General features: G+C 71.8%; 17 protein-coding genes. 8 read left to right on the top strand and 9 right to left on the bottom strand.

The genetic code is table 11. From position 1 onward, the window contains the following. Nucleotides 1-7: 7 nt before the first annotated feature. From FHS29_RS21590 to FHS29_RS21575, 4 genes are read left to right on the top strand one after another with little or no spacing between them, the layout of a single operon-like run. The gene (locus tag FHS29_RS21590) at nucleotides 8-1,090 is read left to right on the top strand and encodes an ABC transporter substrate-binding protein (RefSeq protein ID WP_184693105.1); all 1,083 of its coding nucleotides are present in this window, start codon (nucleotides 8-10) and stop codon (nucleotides 1,088-1,090) included. 21 nt (nucleotides 1,091-1,111) lie between these two features. Then, nucleotides 1,112-1,897: an ABC transporter ATP-binding protein gene (locus FHS29_RS21585; RefSeq protein ID WP_184693103.1), complete on the top strand. Its 786-nt coding sequence runs from the start codon at nucleotides 1,112-1,114 to the stop codon at nucleotides 1,895-1,897. Beyond that, nucleotides 1,878-2,756 carry an ABC transporter permease gene (locus FHS29_RS21580; protein WP_184693101.1) on the top strand — a complete coding sequence of 293 codons (879 nt, stop codon included), beginning with the start codon at nucleotides 1,878-1,880 and terminating at the stop codon, nucleotides 2,754-2,756. The genes FHS29_RS21585 and FHS29_RS21580 overlap by 20 nt, the downstream gene beginning before the upstream one ends. Next, nucleotides 2,753-3,484: a sirohydrochlorin chelatase gene (locus FHS29_RS21575; protein ID WP_184693098.1), complete on the top strand. Its 732-nt coding sequence runs from the start codon at nucleotides 2,753-2,755 to the stop codon at nucleotides 3,482-3,484. Before FHS29_RS21580 ends, FHS29_RS21575 begins: the two co-directional genes overlap by 4 nt. 57 nt (nucleotides 3,485-3,541) lie before the next feature. Here FHS29_RS21575 and FHS29_RS21570 read toward each other — a convergent pair whose 3' ends face one another. Beyond that, nucleotides 3,542-4,042 (bottom strand): MarR family winged helix-turn-helix transcriptional regulator, encoded by a 501-nt coding sequence (locus FHS29_RS21570; protein WP_312865031.1) that lies wholly within the window; start codon nucleotides 4,040-4,042, stop codon nucleotides 3,542-3,544. Further along, nucleotides 4,039-4,662 carry a DJ-1/PfpI family protein gene (locus FHS29_RS21565; protein WP_184693096.1) on the bottom strand — a complete coding sequence of 208 codons (624 nt, stop codon included), beginning with the start codon at nucleotides 4,660-4,662 and terminating at the stop codon, nucleotides 4,039-4,041. The genes FHS29_RS21570 and FHS29_RS21565 overlap by 4 nt, the downstream gene beginning before the upstream one ends. 62 nt (nucleotides 4,663-4,724) lie before the next feature. Here FHS29_RS21565 and FHS29_RS21560 point away from each other — a divergent pair, with 62 nt between their 5' ends. Next, nucleotides 4,725-5,501 carry an enoyl-CoA hydratase-related protein gene (locus FHS29_RS21560; protein ID WP_184693094.1) on the top strand — a complete coding sequence of 259 codons (777 nt, stop codon included), beginning with the start codon at nucleotides 4,725-4,727 and terminating at the stop codon, nucleotides 5,499-5,501. Between the two features lie 33 nt (nucleotides 5,502-5,534). On the opposite strand, the gene FHS29_RS21555 is transcribed toward FHS29_RS21560, so the two are convergent. From FHS29_RS21555 to FHS29_RS21545, 3 genes are read right to left on the bottom strand one after another with little or no spacing between them, the layout of a single operon-like run. Continuing rightward, nucleotides 5,535-5,801, bottom strand: a complete 267-nt coding sequence (locus FHS29_RS21555) for a barstar family protein (RefSeq protein WP_184693092.1) — start codon at nucleotides 5,799-5,801, stop codon at nucleotides 5,535-5,537. Further along, on the bottom strand, nucleotides 5,798-6,283 hold the full coding sequence (locus tag FHS29_RS21550; RefSeq protein ID WP_184693090.1) for a guanyl-specific ribonuclease: 486 nt from the start codon (nucleotides 6,281-6,283) through the stop codon (nucleotides 5,798-5,800). The genes FHS29_RS21555 and FHS29_RS21550 overlap by 4 nt, the downstream gene beginning before the upstream one ends. Nucleotides 6,284-6,293: 10 nt before the next feature. Beyond that, entirely contained in the window at nucleotides 6,294-6,521 is a 228-nt protein-coding gene (locus FHS29_RS21545; protein WP_184693088.1) for a hypothetical protein, read from the bottom strand. A 68-nt stretch (nucleotides 6,522-6,589) separates the two neighbouring features. Between FHS29_RS21545 and FHS29_RS21540 the strand changes: the two genes are divergently transcribed. Beyond that, on the top strand, nucleotides 6,590-7,555 hold the full coding sequence (locus tag FHS29_RS21540; protein ID WP_184693086.1) for a zinc-binding dehydrogenase: 966 nt from the start codon (nucleotides 6,590-6,592) through the stop codon (nucleotides 7,553-7,555). A gap of 315 nt (nucleotides 7,556-7,870) precedes the next feature. Then, a complete protein-coding gene (locus tag FHS29_RS21535; protein ID WP_184693084.1) occupies nucleotides 7,871-9,322 on the top strand; it encodes an amino acid permease in 1,452 nt (483 codons plus the stop codon). On the opposite strand, the gene FHS29_RS21530 is transcribed toward FHS29_RS21535, so the two are convergent. The 3 genes from FHS29_RS21530 to FHS29_RS21520 all read right to left on the bottom strand — a co-directional run bounded on the left by FHS29_RS21530 (nucleotide 9,311) and on the right by FHS29_RS21520 (nucleotide 13,734). Next, the gene (locus FHS29_RS21530; RefSeq protein WP_184693082.1) at nucleotides 9,311-10,936 is read right to left on the bottom strand and encodes a DUF885 domain-containing protein; all 1,626 of its coding nucleotides are present in this window, start codon (nucleotides 10,934-10,936) and stop codon (nucleotides 9,311-9,313) included. The two genes, FHS29_RS21535 and FHS29_RS21530, sit on opposite strands and share 12 nt — an antisense overlap. Nucleotides 10,937-10,964: 28 nt before the next feature. Then, a complete protein-coding gene (locus FHS29_RS21525; protein ID WP_184693080.1) occupies nucleotides 10,965-12,002 on the bottom strand; it encodes an NAD(P)H-dependent flavin oxidoreductase in 1,038 nt (345 codons plus the stop codon). A 211-nt stretch (nucleotides 12,003-12,213) separates the two neighbouring features. After that, the gene (locus FHS29_RS21520) at nucleotides 12,214-13,734 is read right to left on the bottom strand and encodes a chitinase (RefSeq protein WP_376774455.1); all 1,521 of its coding nucleotides are present in this window, start codon (nucleotides 13,732-13,734) and stop codon (nucleotides 12,214-12,216) included. 99 nt (nucleotides 13,735-13,833) lie between these two features. On the opposite strand from FHS29_RS21520, the gene FHS29_RS21515 reads away from it, so the two are divergent. Beyond that, nucleotides 13,834-14,274 (top strand): phosphohydrolase, encoded by a 441-nt coding sequence (locus FHS29_RS21515; protein ID WP_246440619.1) that lies wholly within the window; start codon nucleotides 13,834-13,836, stop codon nucleotides 14,272-14,274. Between the two features lie 18 nt (nucleotides 14,275-14,292). Here FHS29_RS21515 and FHS29_RS21510 read toward each other — a convergent pair whose 3' ends face one another. Further along, nucleotides 14,293-14,844 (bottom strand): Uma2 family endonuclease, encoded by a 552-nt coding sequence (locus tag FHS29_RS21510; protein WP_446689068.1) that lies wholly within the window; start codon nucleotides 14,842-14,844, stop codon nucleotides 14,293-14,295. Nucleotides 14,845-14,917 lie beyond the last annotated feature (73 nt).

The following is a 14,917-nucleotide window of genomic DNA, read 5'->3' as shown; positions in this document are numbered from 1 at the left end:
CGCCGCCGTGAGCACCAAGCGCAGCACCCTGACCAAGTCACTGGCCGTACTGACCGCTTTCCTGACGCTCGCCGCGTGCTCACGGGCGGGCGGCGGCGACCAAGCCGCGGACGCCGGCGCCGACAAGGGCCCGGCCGCCGAGATCCGGCTGGGCTACTTCCCGAACGTCACCCACGCCGCCGCGCTGATCGGCGTGGACAAGGGCCTGTTCGCCAAGGAGCTGGGCGGCACCAAGCTCACCACGCAGACGTTCAACGCCGGCCCGGAGGCGGTCAACGCGCTGCTCGGCGAGTCGCTCGACGCGACGTTCATCGGGTCCGGCCCGGCCATCAACGCCTACGCCAAGTCCAAGGGCGAGGCGATCAAGCTGGTGGCGGGCGCGACCTCGGGCGGCGCGCAGCTCGTGGTGAAGCCGGAGATCGGCTCGGCGGCGGACCTCAAGGGCAAGGTCATCACCACCCCGCAGCTGGGCAACACGCAGGACGTGGCGCTCAAGAAGTGGCTGTCGGACCAGAAGCTGGGCGTCGGCACGGGCGCCGACCAGGTCAACGTGACCAACACGGAGAACGCGCAGTCGCTGGACCTGTTCCGGAAGGGCGACGTGCAGGGCGCGTGGGCGCCGGAGCCGTGGTCCTCGCGGCTGGTGCTGGACGCGGGCGCGAAGGTGCTGCTGGACGAGGAGACCCTGTGGGAGGGCGGCAAGTTCCCGACCACGGTGCTGATCGTGCGGTCCAAGTTCCTCCAGGAGCACCCGCAGACCGTCGAGGCGCTGCTCAGGGGCCACCTGGCGGCGACGAACCTCGCGCTGGACAACAAGGCCGAGGCCAAGCAGGTGGTCAACAACGCGCTCAAGGCGCTCACCGGGAAGTCGCTGGGCGAGCCGGTGCTGGACCGGGCGTTCGACAACATCGAACTGACGCTCGACCCGCAGGCCAGGACGTTCCCGCGGCTGGCGGAGGACGCGGTCACCGCGGGCGTCGCCAAGGAAGCCGCGGACGTGGCCGGGCTCGTGGACTTCACGCTGCTGAACAAGGTGCTCTCGGCCGCGGGCAAGCCGACCGTGGACACCGCCGGACTGGACAAGAAGTAACTCAGGGAAGGCAGGCACACCATGACCGCCACGCTTGAGCCGGCCGCGCAGTCCACACTGGACGCGGCGGTGACCTTGTCCTCGGTGCGCAAGTCGTTCGGACACGGCGCGAACTCGGTGCTCGCGCTCGACGGCGTCGACCTGCGCGTCGCACCGGGAGAGTTCGTGTGCCTGCTGGGCGCGTCCGGCTGCGGCAAGTCGACCCTGCTGAACCTGGTCGCCGGGCTGGACGCGCCCACCTCCGGCTCGATCCGGCTGACCACCTCGCGGCCCGCCGTGATGTTCCAGGAAGCCGCGCTGATGCCGTGGCTGACCGCCGCGCGCAACGTGGAGCTGCCGCTGCGGCTCGCGGGCCTGAAGCGGGGCGCGCGCAGGGAGAAGGCCGGCGAGCTGCTCTCGCTGGTGCGCCTGGCCGAAGCCGGTCACAAGCGCCCGCACGAGCTGTCCGGCGGCATGCGCCAGCGCGTCGCCCTGGCCCGCGCCCTGGCGTCCACCCTGGGCAGTGCCGAGGAGGGCACGCCCGGCCTGCTGCTGATGGACGAGCCGTTCGCGGCGCTGGACGCCATCACCCGCGACGTGCTCCAGGCGGAGCTGGTGCGGGTGTGGCGCGAGACGTCGACCGCGATCCTGTTCGTCACCCACGACGTGCGCGAGGCCGTGCGGCTGGCGCAGCGGGTCGTCCTGCTGTCCTCCCGCCCCGGCCGCGTGGTCCGCGAGTGGTCCACAGTGGATGGTGACGAGCCGGCGCTGATCAACGACATCACCACCCGCCTGCGAGAGGTGATCAGTGGCCACGCCGCGGCTTGACAACGACCTGGCGGCGGTCGGCGCGGGGCTCGACGCGCTCGACGCGCCGAACCAGGAGCAGCGGCCGTCGCTGGGCAGGCGGTTCCTGCGCACGGCCGTGCCGCCGCTGATCGCGTTCGCCCTGCTGCTCGGCGTCTGGCAGGCGCTGTGGGCGGCCGCGTTCTGGCCGGAGTACCAGCTGCCGTCGCCGTCCTCGGTGTGGGCGGCGGTCGCGGAGGCCATCGAGACGGGCCGTGCGCTGGACGTGCTGTGGACGTCCGTGCACCGGGCCGTGCTCGGCTTCCTCACCGCGGTCCTGATCGCCACGCCGCTCGGCCTGCTGATCGCCAAGGTGCGCGTGGTGCGGGCGGCCATCGGGTCGCTGCTGTCGGGTCTCCAGTCGCTGCCGTCGGTGGCGTGGGTGCCGGCGGGCATCCTGTGGTTCGGCGCGACCCCGTCGACCATCTACTTCGTGGTGCTGATGGGCTCGGTGCCCTCCATCGCCAACGGCCTGGTCGCCGGCGTCGACCAGATCCCGCCGCTGTTGCCGCGCGTGGGGCAGGCGCTGGGCGCGGGCCGGCTGGCGGCGGCCCGGCACATCCTGCTGCCGGCGGCGCTGCCCGGCTACCTGGCCGGGTTGAAGCAGGGGTGGGCGTTCTCGTGGCGCTCGCTGATGGCGGCGGAGATCATCGCCACCTCGCCGCAGCTGGGCGAGGGCTTGGGGCAGTACCTGCACAACGGGTCCTCGCTCAACGACATCTCGATGGTGATCGCGGCGATCTTCCTGATCCTGCTGGTGGGTGTGGGGATCGAACTGCTGTTGTTCCGGCCCCTGGAGCGGGCGGTGTTGCGGGCACGCGGTTTGACGGGTGCGCTGTGACCGCCCTGGTGGCCGTGGCGCACGGCAGTCGTGACCCTCGTTCGGCGGCGACCGTGCACGCGTTGTTGGACGTGGTGCGGGCCCTGCGGCCTTCGCTGGACGTCCGGGGGTCGTTCCTGGACCTCTCCGCGCCACGGCTGGGAGACGTGCTGCGGGCCGTGCGCGGTGCCGGCCACCGGTCGGCGGTGGTCGTGCCGTTGCTGCTGGGCAAGGCTTTCCACGCCCGTGTCGACGTGCCCAGCGCGGTGGCCGAGGCGCGGCTGCCTTCGCTGGACGTGACGATCGCCGACGTCCTGGGCCCCGACCCGCGCCTGGAGTCGGCGGCGTTGCGGCGGCTGGCGTCGGTCGGCGTCGGAGCCGAGCGCGACTGGGGCGTCGTGCTGGCCGGTGCGGGTTCGTCGCACGCGCCCGCGAACGCCCTCGTGTCGTCCATCGCCCGGCGTTGGGCGCGGGAGTCGAAGTGGTCCGGTGTGGAGGCGGCCTTCGCGTCCACCGCGTCACCCGACGTGCCCACCGCGGTCGAGCGGTTGCGGGCGGGCGGGGCGCTGCGGATCGCGGTGGCGTCGTGGTTCCTCGCGCCGGGGCTGCTGCCGGACCGGGTCGCGGCCTCGGCCGGCGGCGACGCGGTGATCGCGCCGCCGCTGGGGCCCGATCCGGAGGTGGCGGAACTCGTGCTGCACCGCTTCGAGTCGGCCGTGGCCTCGGATCTCGCCGTTCAGTCGGCCTGAGCGGCTTCCGCGCTGCCCGAGTCCGCGCTGCCCGAGTCGGTGCCGCCGGAGTCGGTGTCAGGGGCCGCCGGTTCCGGTGGCGTCGGTCTCGTCGACATCGGTCTTGGCGGCATCGGCGTCGACGGCTGTGATGAGGCGTTCCATCACGGCGAGCGTGGTGCGCAGGTCGTCCAGGTCGACCTGCGCCGAGATGCGGTTGGTGAAGGCGTGCTGGGCCTCGGTGAGGCTGGAGATCGCCCGGTAGCCCGCCTCGGTGGGCCGGAAGAGCTTGGCCCGGCGGTGGGCCGGGTTGGGCAGGTACTCGGCCAGGCCCTTCCGCACCAGCAGGTCCGCGATGCGCTGCACGCTCTGCCGGGTCAGGCTCATCTCGCGGGCGATGCCCGACACCGGCAGCGGCTCGCGCAGCACGGCACCGAGGACCTGCCACCACGCCGCCGTCAGGCCCACCGGCCGGGTCATCACCTCCGCCGCCTCCAGGAAGCCGCCGTAGAGGCGAAAGGTGCGCATGATCACGTCGGTCAGCACGTCGCCGGCCTCCGTGCGCGGCTGCGCGGTCACGAGAGGGCTGCCTCCAGCTTGCCGAACCACGCCGGGTCGCCGGTGCGGAACAGGCCGTACCACGCTTCGAGCACGGCCGGCTCGTACAGGTCGAGCTCGGCGAAGATCTCGCGGGCGAACTCCAGGGCACCGGCCGCCCCCGCCGTGATCAGGCCGCCGGCGCGGACGGCCCGCTCACCGCTGAAGTGCGCGCTGCCGCGGTAGCCCGGCACCGACCGCAACTCCTCCACCGCGTTGCCGCCGTGGGCGCGGTCGTCCAGCAGCCCTTCGGCGGCCAGGCCCACGGTCGCCCCGCAGATCGCCGCCACCGGCACGCCTGCCTCCAGCCACCGCCGGGCCGCCTCGGCGAACTCCGCGTTGCCGCCCTCCGCCCAGCTGTCCGCGCCGGGCAGGATCAGCATCGCGCTGTCGGACGGGTCCAGGTCGGCCAGCACGAGGTCGGGCAGCACCCGGAGGCCGCCCATCGTGGTGATCGGGTCGAGCGTCGCGGCGACGGTCTGCACCCGGTAGCGACCGGGCACCTTCTGGAACGCCGGGCTGTTGATGCGGGCCGTGGCGTAGCCGAACTCCCAGTCCGCGAGCGTGTCGTAGAGGGCGAGGTGGACCGTCTGCGTTGTCATGACAGCATCCTGTCATTTTGACAGCACGCTGTCAAACTTCTCCGCCTCGTAGAGTGCGGCACATGGCAGACGAGCTGGTCCACTACGAGGTGCGGCGTGGCATCGCGACGATCACGCTGGACTCCCCCCACAACCGCAACGCCCTGTCCGCGCAACTGCGTGCCGAGCTGACCGGGCACCTGAAGGCCGCCATCGCCGACGACGGCGTGCGCGTGGTCGTGCTCGGTCACACCGGACCGGTGTTCTGCTCGGGCATGGACCTGAAGGAGGCCGGCGGCGCGAGCGCCGGGCAGCAGGGGGTCAACGAGTTCCCCGCCATCCTCGAACAGCTGTGGACCAGCCCCAAGCCGGTCGTCGCACGACTGGCCGGCCCGGCCCGCGCGGGCGGGGTCGGGCTGGTCGCCGCGTGCGACATCGCGGTGGCCGCGGACACGGCGACGTTCGCGTTCAGCGAGGTCCGGATCGGTGTCGTGCCCGCCGTCATCTCCGTGACGGTGCTACCCCGCCTGCTGCCGCGGGCGGCGCACGAGCTGTTCCTCACCGGAGAGGCGTTCGACGCCGCGCGGGCGAAGGAGATCGGCCTGATCAACGCCGCCGTCGCCGCCGACGCGCTGGACGCCGAGGTCACCCGCTACACCGACATGCTGGCGCTGGGCGGGCCGAACGCCCTGGCGGCCACCAAGCGGATGCTCCAGGAGCCCCGGCGCACCAACCTGGGCGAGGTGTTCGCCGACATGCTGGAGCTGTCCGCACGGCACTTCGGCGGCTCCGAGGGGCAGGAGGGCATCGCCGCGTTCGTGGGCAAGCGCAAGCCGTCCTGGGTGCCGGCCGAGGACTGACGGGCCCGCCCCCGGCCGGGCGACCGGTCGGGGTCAGTCCGGGTAGCGCACCGAGAACGTCCGCTCGCCCGTCGACATCGCCGCCTCGGCGTCGGCCAGCACGGACGCCACGTCCTCGTTGCCGCCCTCCCACACCAGGACGTGCTCGCCGGGTGGCAGCCACGACAGGTCCGTCAGGCAGTCGTACAAGGCGTCCAGGTTCTGCCCGTAGTAGTCGGGGAACTCCATCGCCGTACCGATCGCGGCCAGCGCGGCGGACTTCGACCGCGCCCCGTCCCGCACCACGTGCAAGTGGATCATCGGGTCACGTCCACGACGACGAACGACGAGTAGTGGTCACCCGTGTAGTAGACCTCGTCACCGGACCCCGTGACGATCCGGCGCGCGCCCCGGTCGTCGCTTCCGGGCGTCGGCACGGTGTACTCGCGGTAGTAGTCGCCGGACTTGGCGGGCAGCCGCTTCTCCCGGTTCTGGAACGTCACCCCGTCGTTGCGCGGGTACGGGAACGGCCCGCCCTGGTCGATCAGCTTCCAGGTCGCCGCCGCCTCGGCGGGCAGGCCGGACAGCTCCTTCACCGGCAGCCCGGACGCCGCACCGGGCACCTGCCGTGCCGACGCGTTGCCCGACGCGGCGGCGGAACCACCGGTCGCGAGCACCTTCGTGGAGGCGCCGGTGGTCGGCGCGGGCTCGGAGGTGCCTGCGAGGTCCTTGGCGAAGTAGCCGATCACGACCAGCGCGATCAGGCCCAGGAGTGCGGCGGTGAGGCGCCGGGCGGGAGTCACGCCCGCCAGCCTACGAAGACCTGACCGCGTCCACCTTCCCGGGCTCGTCCGCGGTGTCCAGCGGCGGCGCGGGGTTGAACCGGGAGGACACGTTGTCCACCAGCCGGTCGATCAGCCGCGCCGCGCCCAGGCACAGCGGCAGCAGGACTCCCATGACCAGCGCGAACTGGAACGGGAACGGCAACTGGGCGAGCCACAGCTCCACCCCGTCCCACCACTGCGCGATCGCCTCCGGCACACCCCGAGCGTACTGCGGTGACGTGGTTCACCGCACAGAGATCCCTACCACTGGGTAAGTTCCGGGGCATGTTCGCCGTCTACGCAGCCGAGCCGAGCCCGCAGGACCCCGTCGCCGCCCTGCGCGTGGGTGACCGCCCCGACCCGGAGGTGCCCGCCGGCTGGGTCCGGGTCGGCGTGAAGGCGGCCAGCCTGAACATGCACGACCTGTGGACCCTGCGGGGCGTGGGCATCAAGGCCGACCGGTTCCCGATGATCCTGGGCTGCGACGGCGCGGGCGTGCTCGACGACGGCACCGAGGTGGTGCTGCACTCGGTCATCGGCGACCCGGCGTGGAGCGGCGACGAGACCCTCGACCCGGGCCGCACCCTGCTCACCGAGAAGTACCAGGGCACCTTCGCCGACTACGTGGCGGTACCGGCGCGCAACGCCCTGCCCAAGCCCGCCGACCTGACGTTCGCCGAGGCCGCCTGCATGGGCACGGCCTGGCTGACCGCGTACCGGATGCTGTTCGTGAAGTCCGGCCTGCGACCGGGTCGGACGATGCTGGTGCAGGGCGCGTCCGGCGGTGTGTCGACGGCGCTGGTCCAGCTCGGCCGGGCGGCGGGCTACCGGGTGTGGGTCACCGGCCGCACCGAGGAGAAGCGGGCCCTGGCGCAGAGCCTGGGCGCGCACGCCGCCTTCGAGCCCGGCGCGCGGCTGCCCGAACGCGTCGACGCCGTGTTCGAGACCGTCGGCAAGGCCACCTGGTCGCACTCGATGAAGTCCCTCAAGCCCGGCGGCATCGTGGTCATCTCCGGCGCCACCAGCGGCGACGCCACGGCCGCCGAGTTGCAGCGGCTGTTCTTCCTCCAGCTCCGGGTGGTCGGCTCCACCATGGGCACCCGGGAGGAGCTGGGCGACCTGCTGGCGTTCTGCGCGCTGAACGGCCTGCGCCCGCGGATCGGCTCCACGCTGCCGATGGAACGCGCCGAAGAGGGCCTGCGCGCCATGCTCGACGGCGAGACCGCCGGCAAGATCGTCTTCACCAGGTAGCGGTGCGCCCCGGTTCCGGGCCGCCGGTCCCGGCGGCCCCTGCCCGGTGGGCCGCCACCGTCATCCGGCGGACCGCACTCCGGGTCACCTGAACGAGCCCACCGGAGCGGTCGTGTCGGTACTTCTCCCCGAACCCGCCGGGTGGAACACTCTGGTCGGCGGTGCCGTCGTGGTGGCGGGCGTGCTGCCCACGCGCAAGCCGAACAGTAGTCCGGCAGAACAAGAAAATCCTCCCCAAGTAGTGCCGACGAACAAACCCGGCGCCAGATGACGGGCGTACGGTTCGCCGCACACAACCACCGAGGGAGCAAGCGAATGACCTCCGTGCAGGGCGGCTACGGCCGGGGCTCGGGCGTGTTCCGCCGCAAGCCCATCGAGCAGATATCCGAGGACAAGGGCACCGCGCTCACCCGCACCCTGGGCCTGTGGCAGCTCACCGCGATCGGCATCGGCGGCATCATCGGCGCGGGCATCTTCTCGCTCGCGGGCGCCGTCGCGAACAAGACCGCCGGCCCGGCCGTGCTGATCTCGTTCCTCATCGCGGGCATCGCCAGCGCGGCGGCGGCGTTCTCCTACGCCGAGTTCGCGGGCCTGATCCCGAAGGCGGGCTCGGCCTACACCTACGGCTACGCCGTGCTCGGCGAGATCGTCGGCTGGTTCATCGGCTGGGACCTGCTGCTGGAGTACACCGCGATCGTGGCGGTGGTCGCGATCGGCATCTCCGGCTACTTCAACGAGTTGCTGAACCTGCTCGGCCTCGAACTGCCCGTGTGGATGCTCGGCGCGCCCGGCACGGAGTCCGGCGACGTGGCGGCAGGCAGCTACAAGGTGAACCTGTTCGCGGTGGTCCTCTGCCTGCTCATCGCCTACGTGCTCAACCTCGGCATGAAGAACGCGGCCCGCTTCGAGACCGTCCTGGTGTATTTGAAGGTCGCCATCGTCCTGCTGGTCATCGTGGTCGGTGTCTTCCACATCAACACCGCCAACTACAACCCGTTCTTCCCGTTCGGCCTGTCCGGCGCGTTCACGGGTGCGGCCACGGTGTTCTTCGCGGTGTTCGGCTACGACGCGATGAGCACCGCGGCCGAGGAGTCCAAGGACTCCCAGCGGCACATGCCGAAGGCGATCATCTACTCGCTGGGCGTCTCGATGGTGCTGTACGTGCTGGCCTGCCTGGTGCTGACCGGCATGGTCAACTACAAGGACGTGGACGCGGAGAGCTCGTTCGCCAGCGCGTTCTCCGACGTCGGCCTGCCCGCGCTGGGCATCATCATCTCGGTGGGCGCGGTGCTGGGCATCACGACCGTGCTGTTCACGTTCCTGATGGGCGCGGCACGCGTCGGCTACTCGATGTCCCGCGACGGTCTCCTGCCGAAGTGGTTCGCCAAGACCCACCCGGTCAAGCACGTGCCCACCCGCACCACCTGGGTGCTGGGCGTCGCGTCCGCCGTGATCGCGGGCTTCCTGCCCATCGCGGAGGCCGCCGAGCTGACCAACATCGGCATCCTGCTGGCGTTCGTCGTGGTGTGCATCGCGGTGATCGTGCTGCGCTACAAGCAGCCCGACCTCCCGCGCACGTTCAAGACGCCGGGCATGCCGATCGTGCCGATCATCGGCGTGGTGTTCTCCCTGTGGCTCATCACGTTCCTGGCGCCGGAGACGTGGCTGCGGTTCGCGGTCTGGTTCGCCCTCGGCCTGATCGTCTACTTCGCCTACAGCAAGCGGAACTCCGTGCTGGAGAAGGAGGGCGACGGCTCAGCCCGCTGAGTCGCACCACCGGTCGACCACGTCGGCGAGCACGGCCATCGGCAGCGGGCCGCCGCCGAGCACGAGGTCGTGGAACGCCCTGATGTCGAAGCGGTCGCCCAGCCGGCGCTCCGCCTCGCCGCGCAGGCGCTGGATCTCCAGCCGCCCCACCATGTAGGACAGCGCCTGCGCGGGGTTCTCGATGTACCGGTCCACCTCGGAGAAGATGTCCACGTCCGGCATGACGGCGTGCGCCCGCAGGTAGTCCACCGCCTGCTGCCGGGTCCAGCGCAGCGCGTGGATGCCGGTGTCGACCACCAGCCGCGCGGCGCGCAGCGAGTCGGCCGACAGCATCCCCAGCCGGGCCACATCGCTGCTGTAGAGCCCCATCTCGTCGGCCAGCCGCTCGGTGTAGAGCGCCCAGCCCTCCAGGTACGCCTCGATGGACGCGAACCGGCGCAGCAGCGGCAGGTCGGTCAGCTGCTGCGCCAGCGCGATCTGGAAGTGGTGGCCGGGCACGCCCTCGTGGAACGCGGTCGCCTCCGCGCTGAACCGGTCGCGCTGCTCGGCCTGGTGGGTGTTGACGAAGTAGGTCCCCGGTCTGGAGCCGTCCAGCGCCGGGTCCAGGTAGTAGGCCAGCGGCGCGTTCGGGGCGTCCGACTCGGGCACCGCCGCCACCGCGCACCGGGCCGCCGGGACGGTGCCGAACCAGTCGCCCGCGGCCCGTTCCGCGCGGGCGATGGTCTCCTCGGCCAGCACCAGCATCTCCTCGGCGGTGGCCCAGCGCAGCGCCGGGTCGTCCAGCAGCCGGGCCCGCACCCGGTCCGCCGGGATCGGGCCGAACACCCGGGCGCCGATCTCCTCGTACTCCCGGTCCAGTGCCTCGATCAGGTCCAGCCCGATCCGGTGCAGCTGCTCCGCGGTGTGGTCGGTCGTGGTGTACATCCCGATGAGGTCCGCGTACAGCTCGCCGCCGCCGGTCAGCCAGCACAGGCCCGGTTCGTCCGCTGAACGGCCGCGCGGCGCGATCTCGGTGCGCAGGAAGTCCCGGTACCGGGCGAACGCCGGGCGCACCGAGGTCTCCAGCAGCACGGCGCACTCGGCGGCGAGAGCGGTGTCCCGCAACGGGATCGCCAGCGGATCGGCGTCCTCGGCCAGGTAGCGGTCCAGCCGGGCCACCGCCGCCGCCACCAGGTGCGCGACCGGTCGGCGGCTCGACCCGCGCTGCCGGTGCGCCAACGCCTCCAGGTAGCGCGGGAAGCCGGATAACCGGGTCAGGTAGGCGCGGCCGGCCCGGTCGTCGGCCGGCCGGATCAGCGGCAGCGCGTTCAGCAGCAGCGCGACCGGGGCGTTCAGGCCCTCCGCGTGGGTGTGCTCGATGAGGTTCGCGTCGGCCCGGCGGGCCAGCGCGACCGCCTGCTGCACGACCACCGCGCGGGTCACCGGGTCGTCCTCACCGGACCGCGCCAGCTCGGCGATCCCCTCGGCCCGCCGGCACACCTCGCGGTCCGCCTCCGCGCTCGGGTCCGGCAGCTTGTCGTCCCGGCCGGGGACGCCCATCAGGGTCGCCATGACCGGATCGGCGTCCATGGCCACGGCCAGCAGGTCGTCGGCGAGCTCGCGCGCAGTCGTCACCCCGCCATTCTCACCCGCGCAACCGTTGCTACAGCGGGGGAATTCGCATGATCGCGGCGGAGAGCGCCTGCCGCGCCTCGGCCTGCAGCCGGGCGACCACCTCGGCGGCGGGAGCCGGTCGGACCAGCGCGTAGGTCTGCCCGGCCCACAGCGACATCAGCTCCGGGTCGCCGGTCGCGCGCACCGGTTTGGTCAGGTGGTGCACCTCCGGGTACGCCGCCGGCGCGTGCGGACCGTTGTCGGTGAGGAACCGGTTCACCAGACCGCGCGCCGGACGTCCGCTGAACGCCCTGGTCAACGCGGTGCGCCGGGTGCCGTCGGCGAGTTCCCGGCGGTGCGCGGCCGAGGTGCCCGCCTCCGGGCAGGACAGGAACGCGGTGCCCAGCTGCGCCGCCACCGCGCCCGCGGTGACCACCGCCGCCACGTCCGCACCGTGCACCAGGCCGCCGGCGGCGATCAACGGCAGGTCCACCCGGGCGCGGACCAGACGGAGGGCAGCCAGTACGCCGAACAGCTCGCCGCCGCCCGGCGAGACTCCGTCGTCGGCGAACGTGCCCCGGTGCCCGCCGGCGTCGCAGCCCTGCACGCACAGCGCGTCCGCCCCGATCCGTGCGGCCTGGCTCGCCTCGGCGGGGGTGGTGACCGTCACGACGACCGTGGACCCGGCCGCGTGCAGCCGCCGAACGTCGTGCGCGTCGGGCAGCCCGAACGTGAACGACACCACCGGCACCCGCATCGCCGTGACGAGTTCCAGCTTCGCCGCGTAGCCGTCGTCGTCCCAGTGCGGCTCACCCGGTTCCGCACCGGACTGCGCCCGCACCCGCTCCCGGTAGCCGCTCACGTCCACAGTGGACTTCGCTCCGGGCACGAACAGGTTGACCCCGTACGGCCGGTCCGTCAGCGCGGCGGTGGCGGTGAGCTGCGCGGCGACCGCTTCCACCGAGAGGTAGCCGGCCGCCAGGAAGCCCAAGCCGCCCGCGCGGCCCACTTCGGCGACCAACTCCGGGGTGGAGGCGCCGCCGGCCATGGGCGCGGCGATGACGGGCACTGCGAGTCGGTCCAGCATGACACCGACGATAACCCGCCATTTGGCGGAACTCCCCGCGCGCCACCCGGCCGGCCGCGTCGGACGACGAGGAGGCACTGCGAAGACCGCGGTGGCCGGCACGCGTCCACTCCACCGAGAACGACCCCGCCGAACGGACGCTGCCCGCCACGCCTGTGGCGGCGTGGCGGGCAGCGCCCGTCAGATCACGGTAGCGGGCAGGGCCGTCAGATCACGGCAGCGTGTCCAGGTGCGGTGCCACCGTGTTGGAGAACTGCCAGCTGCTGGACGCGTCCCAGTTGATCGACCAGGTCATCGCGCCGCGAATGCCGGGCCAGGTCTGCGAGGGCTTGAACGAACCGCAGTTCGTGCCCTTGGCCAGGCAGTCGAGCGCCTTGTTGACGTTGGCCGGCGACTGGTAGCCGCCGCCCGCCCCGGACGGCGAGGCGGGCAGGCCCAACCCCACCTGGTCCGGCCGCAGGCCGCCCTGCAGCTGGATGCAGGCCAGCGCCACCAGGAAGTCGACCGTGCCCTGCGCGTAGACCTTCTGGTCGCAGCCGAGCATCGTGCCCGAGTTGTAGTACTGCATGTTGACCACCGTGAGGATGTCCTTCACGGCCAGCGCCAGCTTGAAGTACTCCTGGCCGGTCGACTGCATGTCGATGGTCTGCGGGGCCATCGTGATGATCTTGCCGCCACCGGCGTGGATGCTGCGCAGCGCCGAACCCATGTGGGTGGCGTTGATGCCGTTCTCCAGGTCGATGTCCACGCCGTCGAAGCCGTAGTTCGCGATCAGCGTCCGCACGCTGTTGGCGAACGCGGAGGACGACGCCGAGTCGCCGACCCAGATGGTGCCCTTCTCGCCGCCGACGGAGATGATCACCTTCTGGCCGCGGGCCTGGAGGGTGCGGATGTCGGCCTTGAACTGGGCGTCGGTGTAGCCGCCGAGCTTGCTGGACAGCGTCGGGTCGAGGTTGAACGCGACCGCGCCGCGGGTGGCCGGCACGGCGTCGGCGAACGCGACCGCCACGATGTCGTACGTGGTGGGCACGTCGGCCAGCTTGAGCAGCCGCGAGCCGTTGTCGAAGTTGTGCCAGTAGCCGGTCAGCACGTGCTTCGGCAGCGTCGGGTCCTGCGGCCTGGTCGTGGTGGTGGTCGTGCTGGTGGTCGTCGTCGTGGTGCTGGTCGACGTGGACGTGCTGGTGGAGGTCGAGGTGCTGGTCGACGTGCTGGTGCTGGTCGACGTGGGCGGGGTGCCCGGACCGTCCAGGCTCACGTCGTCGACGTAGTAGGTGGGCTGGCCGTACCAGCCGTGCAGGAAGACCGTGACGCTGCTCGCCGACGCACCCGTGGTGAAGTCGATGCTGAGCTGCGAGAAGCCGCTGGAGCCGGGCGTCCAGGTGCTCTTGTCGCCGCTACCGGTGCCGGTCACGCCCATGTACACGTAGCTGCCCTGCACCCACGCGGTGAGCTTGTAGGCGCTGCTGGGCTTCACCGCGATGGTCTGCGAGCAGCGCGCGTTGTCCGAGCCCGCCGGGGTGTTGGCCAACGCGTGCGAGCCGCTGCGCTTGGGCGTGGTGACCACGCCCGCCGTGCCGGAACACGTCCAGCCACTGGTGCTGCCCGCGTCGAAACCGGGGTTGGCGACCAGGTTGGCGGCCGACGCGCTGCCCACGACCACCAGGGTCAGGCCGGCCACGGCCAGCACACCGGCCAGCACGGCACCCAGGGCGCGTCTAGTCCTCGAAGCCACGTCCACCTCCACTAAGTCCATTCGGCGGCCATGCCCAGCAGGTGACGTGGGCCACTGGCAAAATGGACTAGACCACTGCGACTTGTCAAGGGTGTGACCATGAGCGACATGCCGTTCACCGTCGATGACGCCATCCGGATCGCCCGCGCCGCGCACGACGGCCAGGTCGACAAGTCCGGCAACCAGTACATCGGCCACCCGCTGCGGGTGATGGGCCGGGTGTCCGGCGAGCACGCCCGGATGGCCGCCGTGCTGCACGACGTCGTCGAGGATACCGCCGTCACCGCGGCCGACCTGCTCGCCGCGGGCTGCCCCGCCCCGGTGGTCGACACCGTGGTCGCGCTGAGCCACCTGCCGGGCGAATCGCAGGACGACTACCTGCGACGGGTCGCCGCCGACCCGGTCGCGGTGGAGGTGAAGCGAGCGGACATCGCGGACAACACCTCCCCGCCCCGCCTGGCCCTGCTCGACCCGGCCACCCAGGACCGGCTGCGGGCCAAGTACACCCGCGCCCTGGACGTGCTGGACGCCCTCACGTAGCGATCGGGCGCCCCGGCGTCACCTCAGGGAGCCCAGCAGCTCCCCCGGAACGATCCGCACCGGGAACGGCCGCTCCGCGTCGAAGGGGTCGTCACCCTTCACCTCGGCCACCAGTTCGTAGAGGCCGTCCTCGCCGAACTCGAACACCGAGAGCTTCGGCTCCTGCGGGTCGAGCACCCAATAGGCGGGCACGCCGATCCGCTCGTACACGGCTTTCTTGTAGTTCAGATCGGCGATCACGGAACTCGGTGAAAGCACTTCCACCGCGAGCACCGGCGCCACCGGCAGCAACCTGTCCGTCAGGTCCGACTCCCGGGCGACCAGGACGTCGGGCTGCAACTCGATCGACTCGGACACCCGCACCGCGAACGGCGCCTGCACGACGACCAGCCCCTGCGGACAGACTTGCTCCAGCGCCAGTGCCAGCAGAAGGCCCATTCGCTGGTGGCGCAGACCAGGAGCCGGGCTCACCAGCAGCGCCCCGTCGATGAGTTCGTATCGGTGGCCATCGTCGGGCATCCCTTCGAGGTCGTAGACCGTGTAGGGACGCCCACCCTTGTCTTCCGGCATGGCAGTCATGGTCCCCCCTTTCCTGTCGGTTCGCCAACCATCCCAGGGGGGTACGACAATTCCATTGTTGATT

The sequence above is a fragment of the Saccharothrix tamanrassetensis genome, assembly GCF_014203665.1.
GTDB lineage: Bacteria > Actinomycetota > Actinomycetes > Mycobacteriales > Pseudonocardiaceae > Actinosynnema > Actinosynnema tamanrassetense.
The sequence above is the reverse complement of the archived record's forward strand: the minus strand, read 5'-3'. Positions and strand labels throughout refer to the sequence as shown.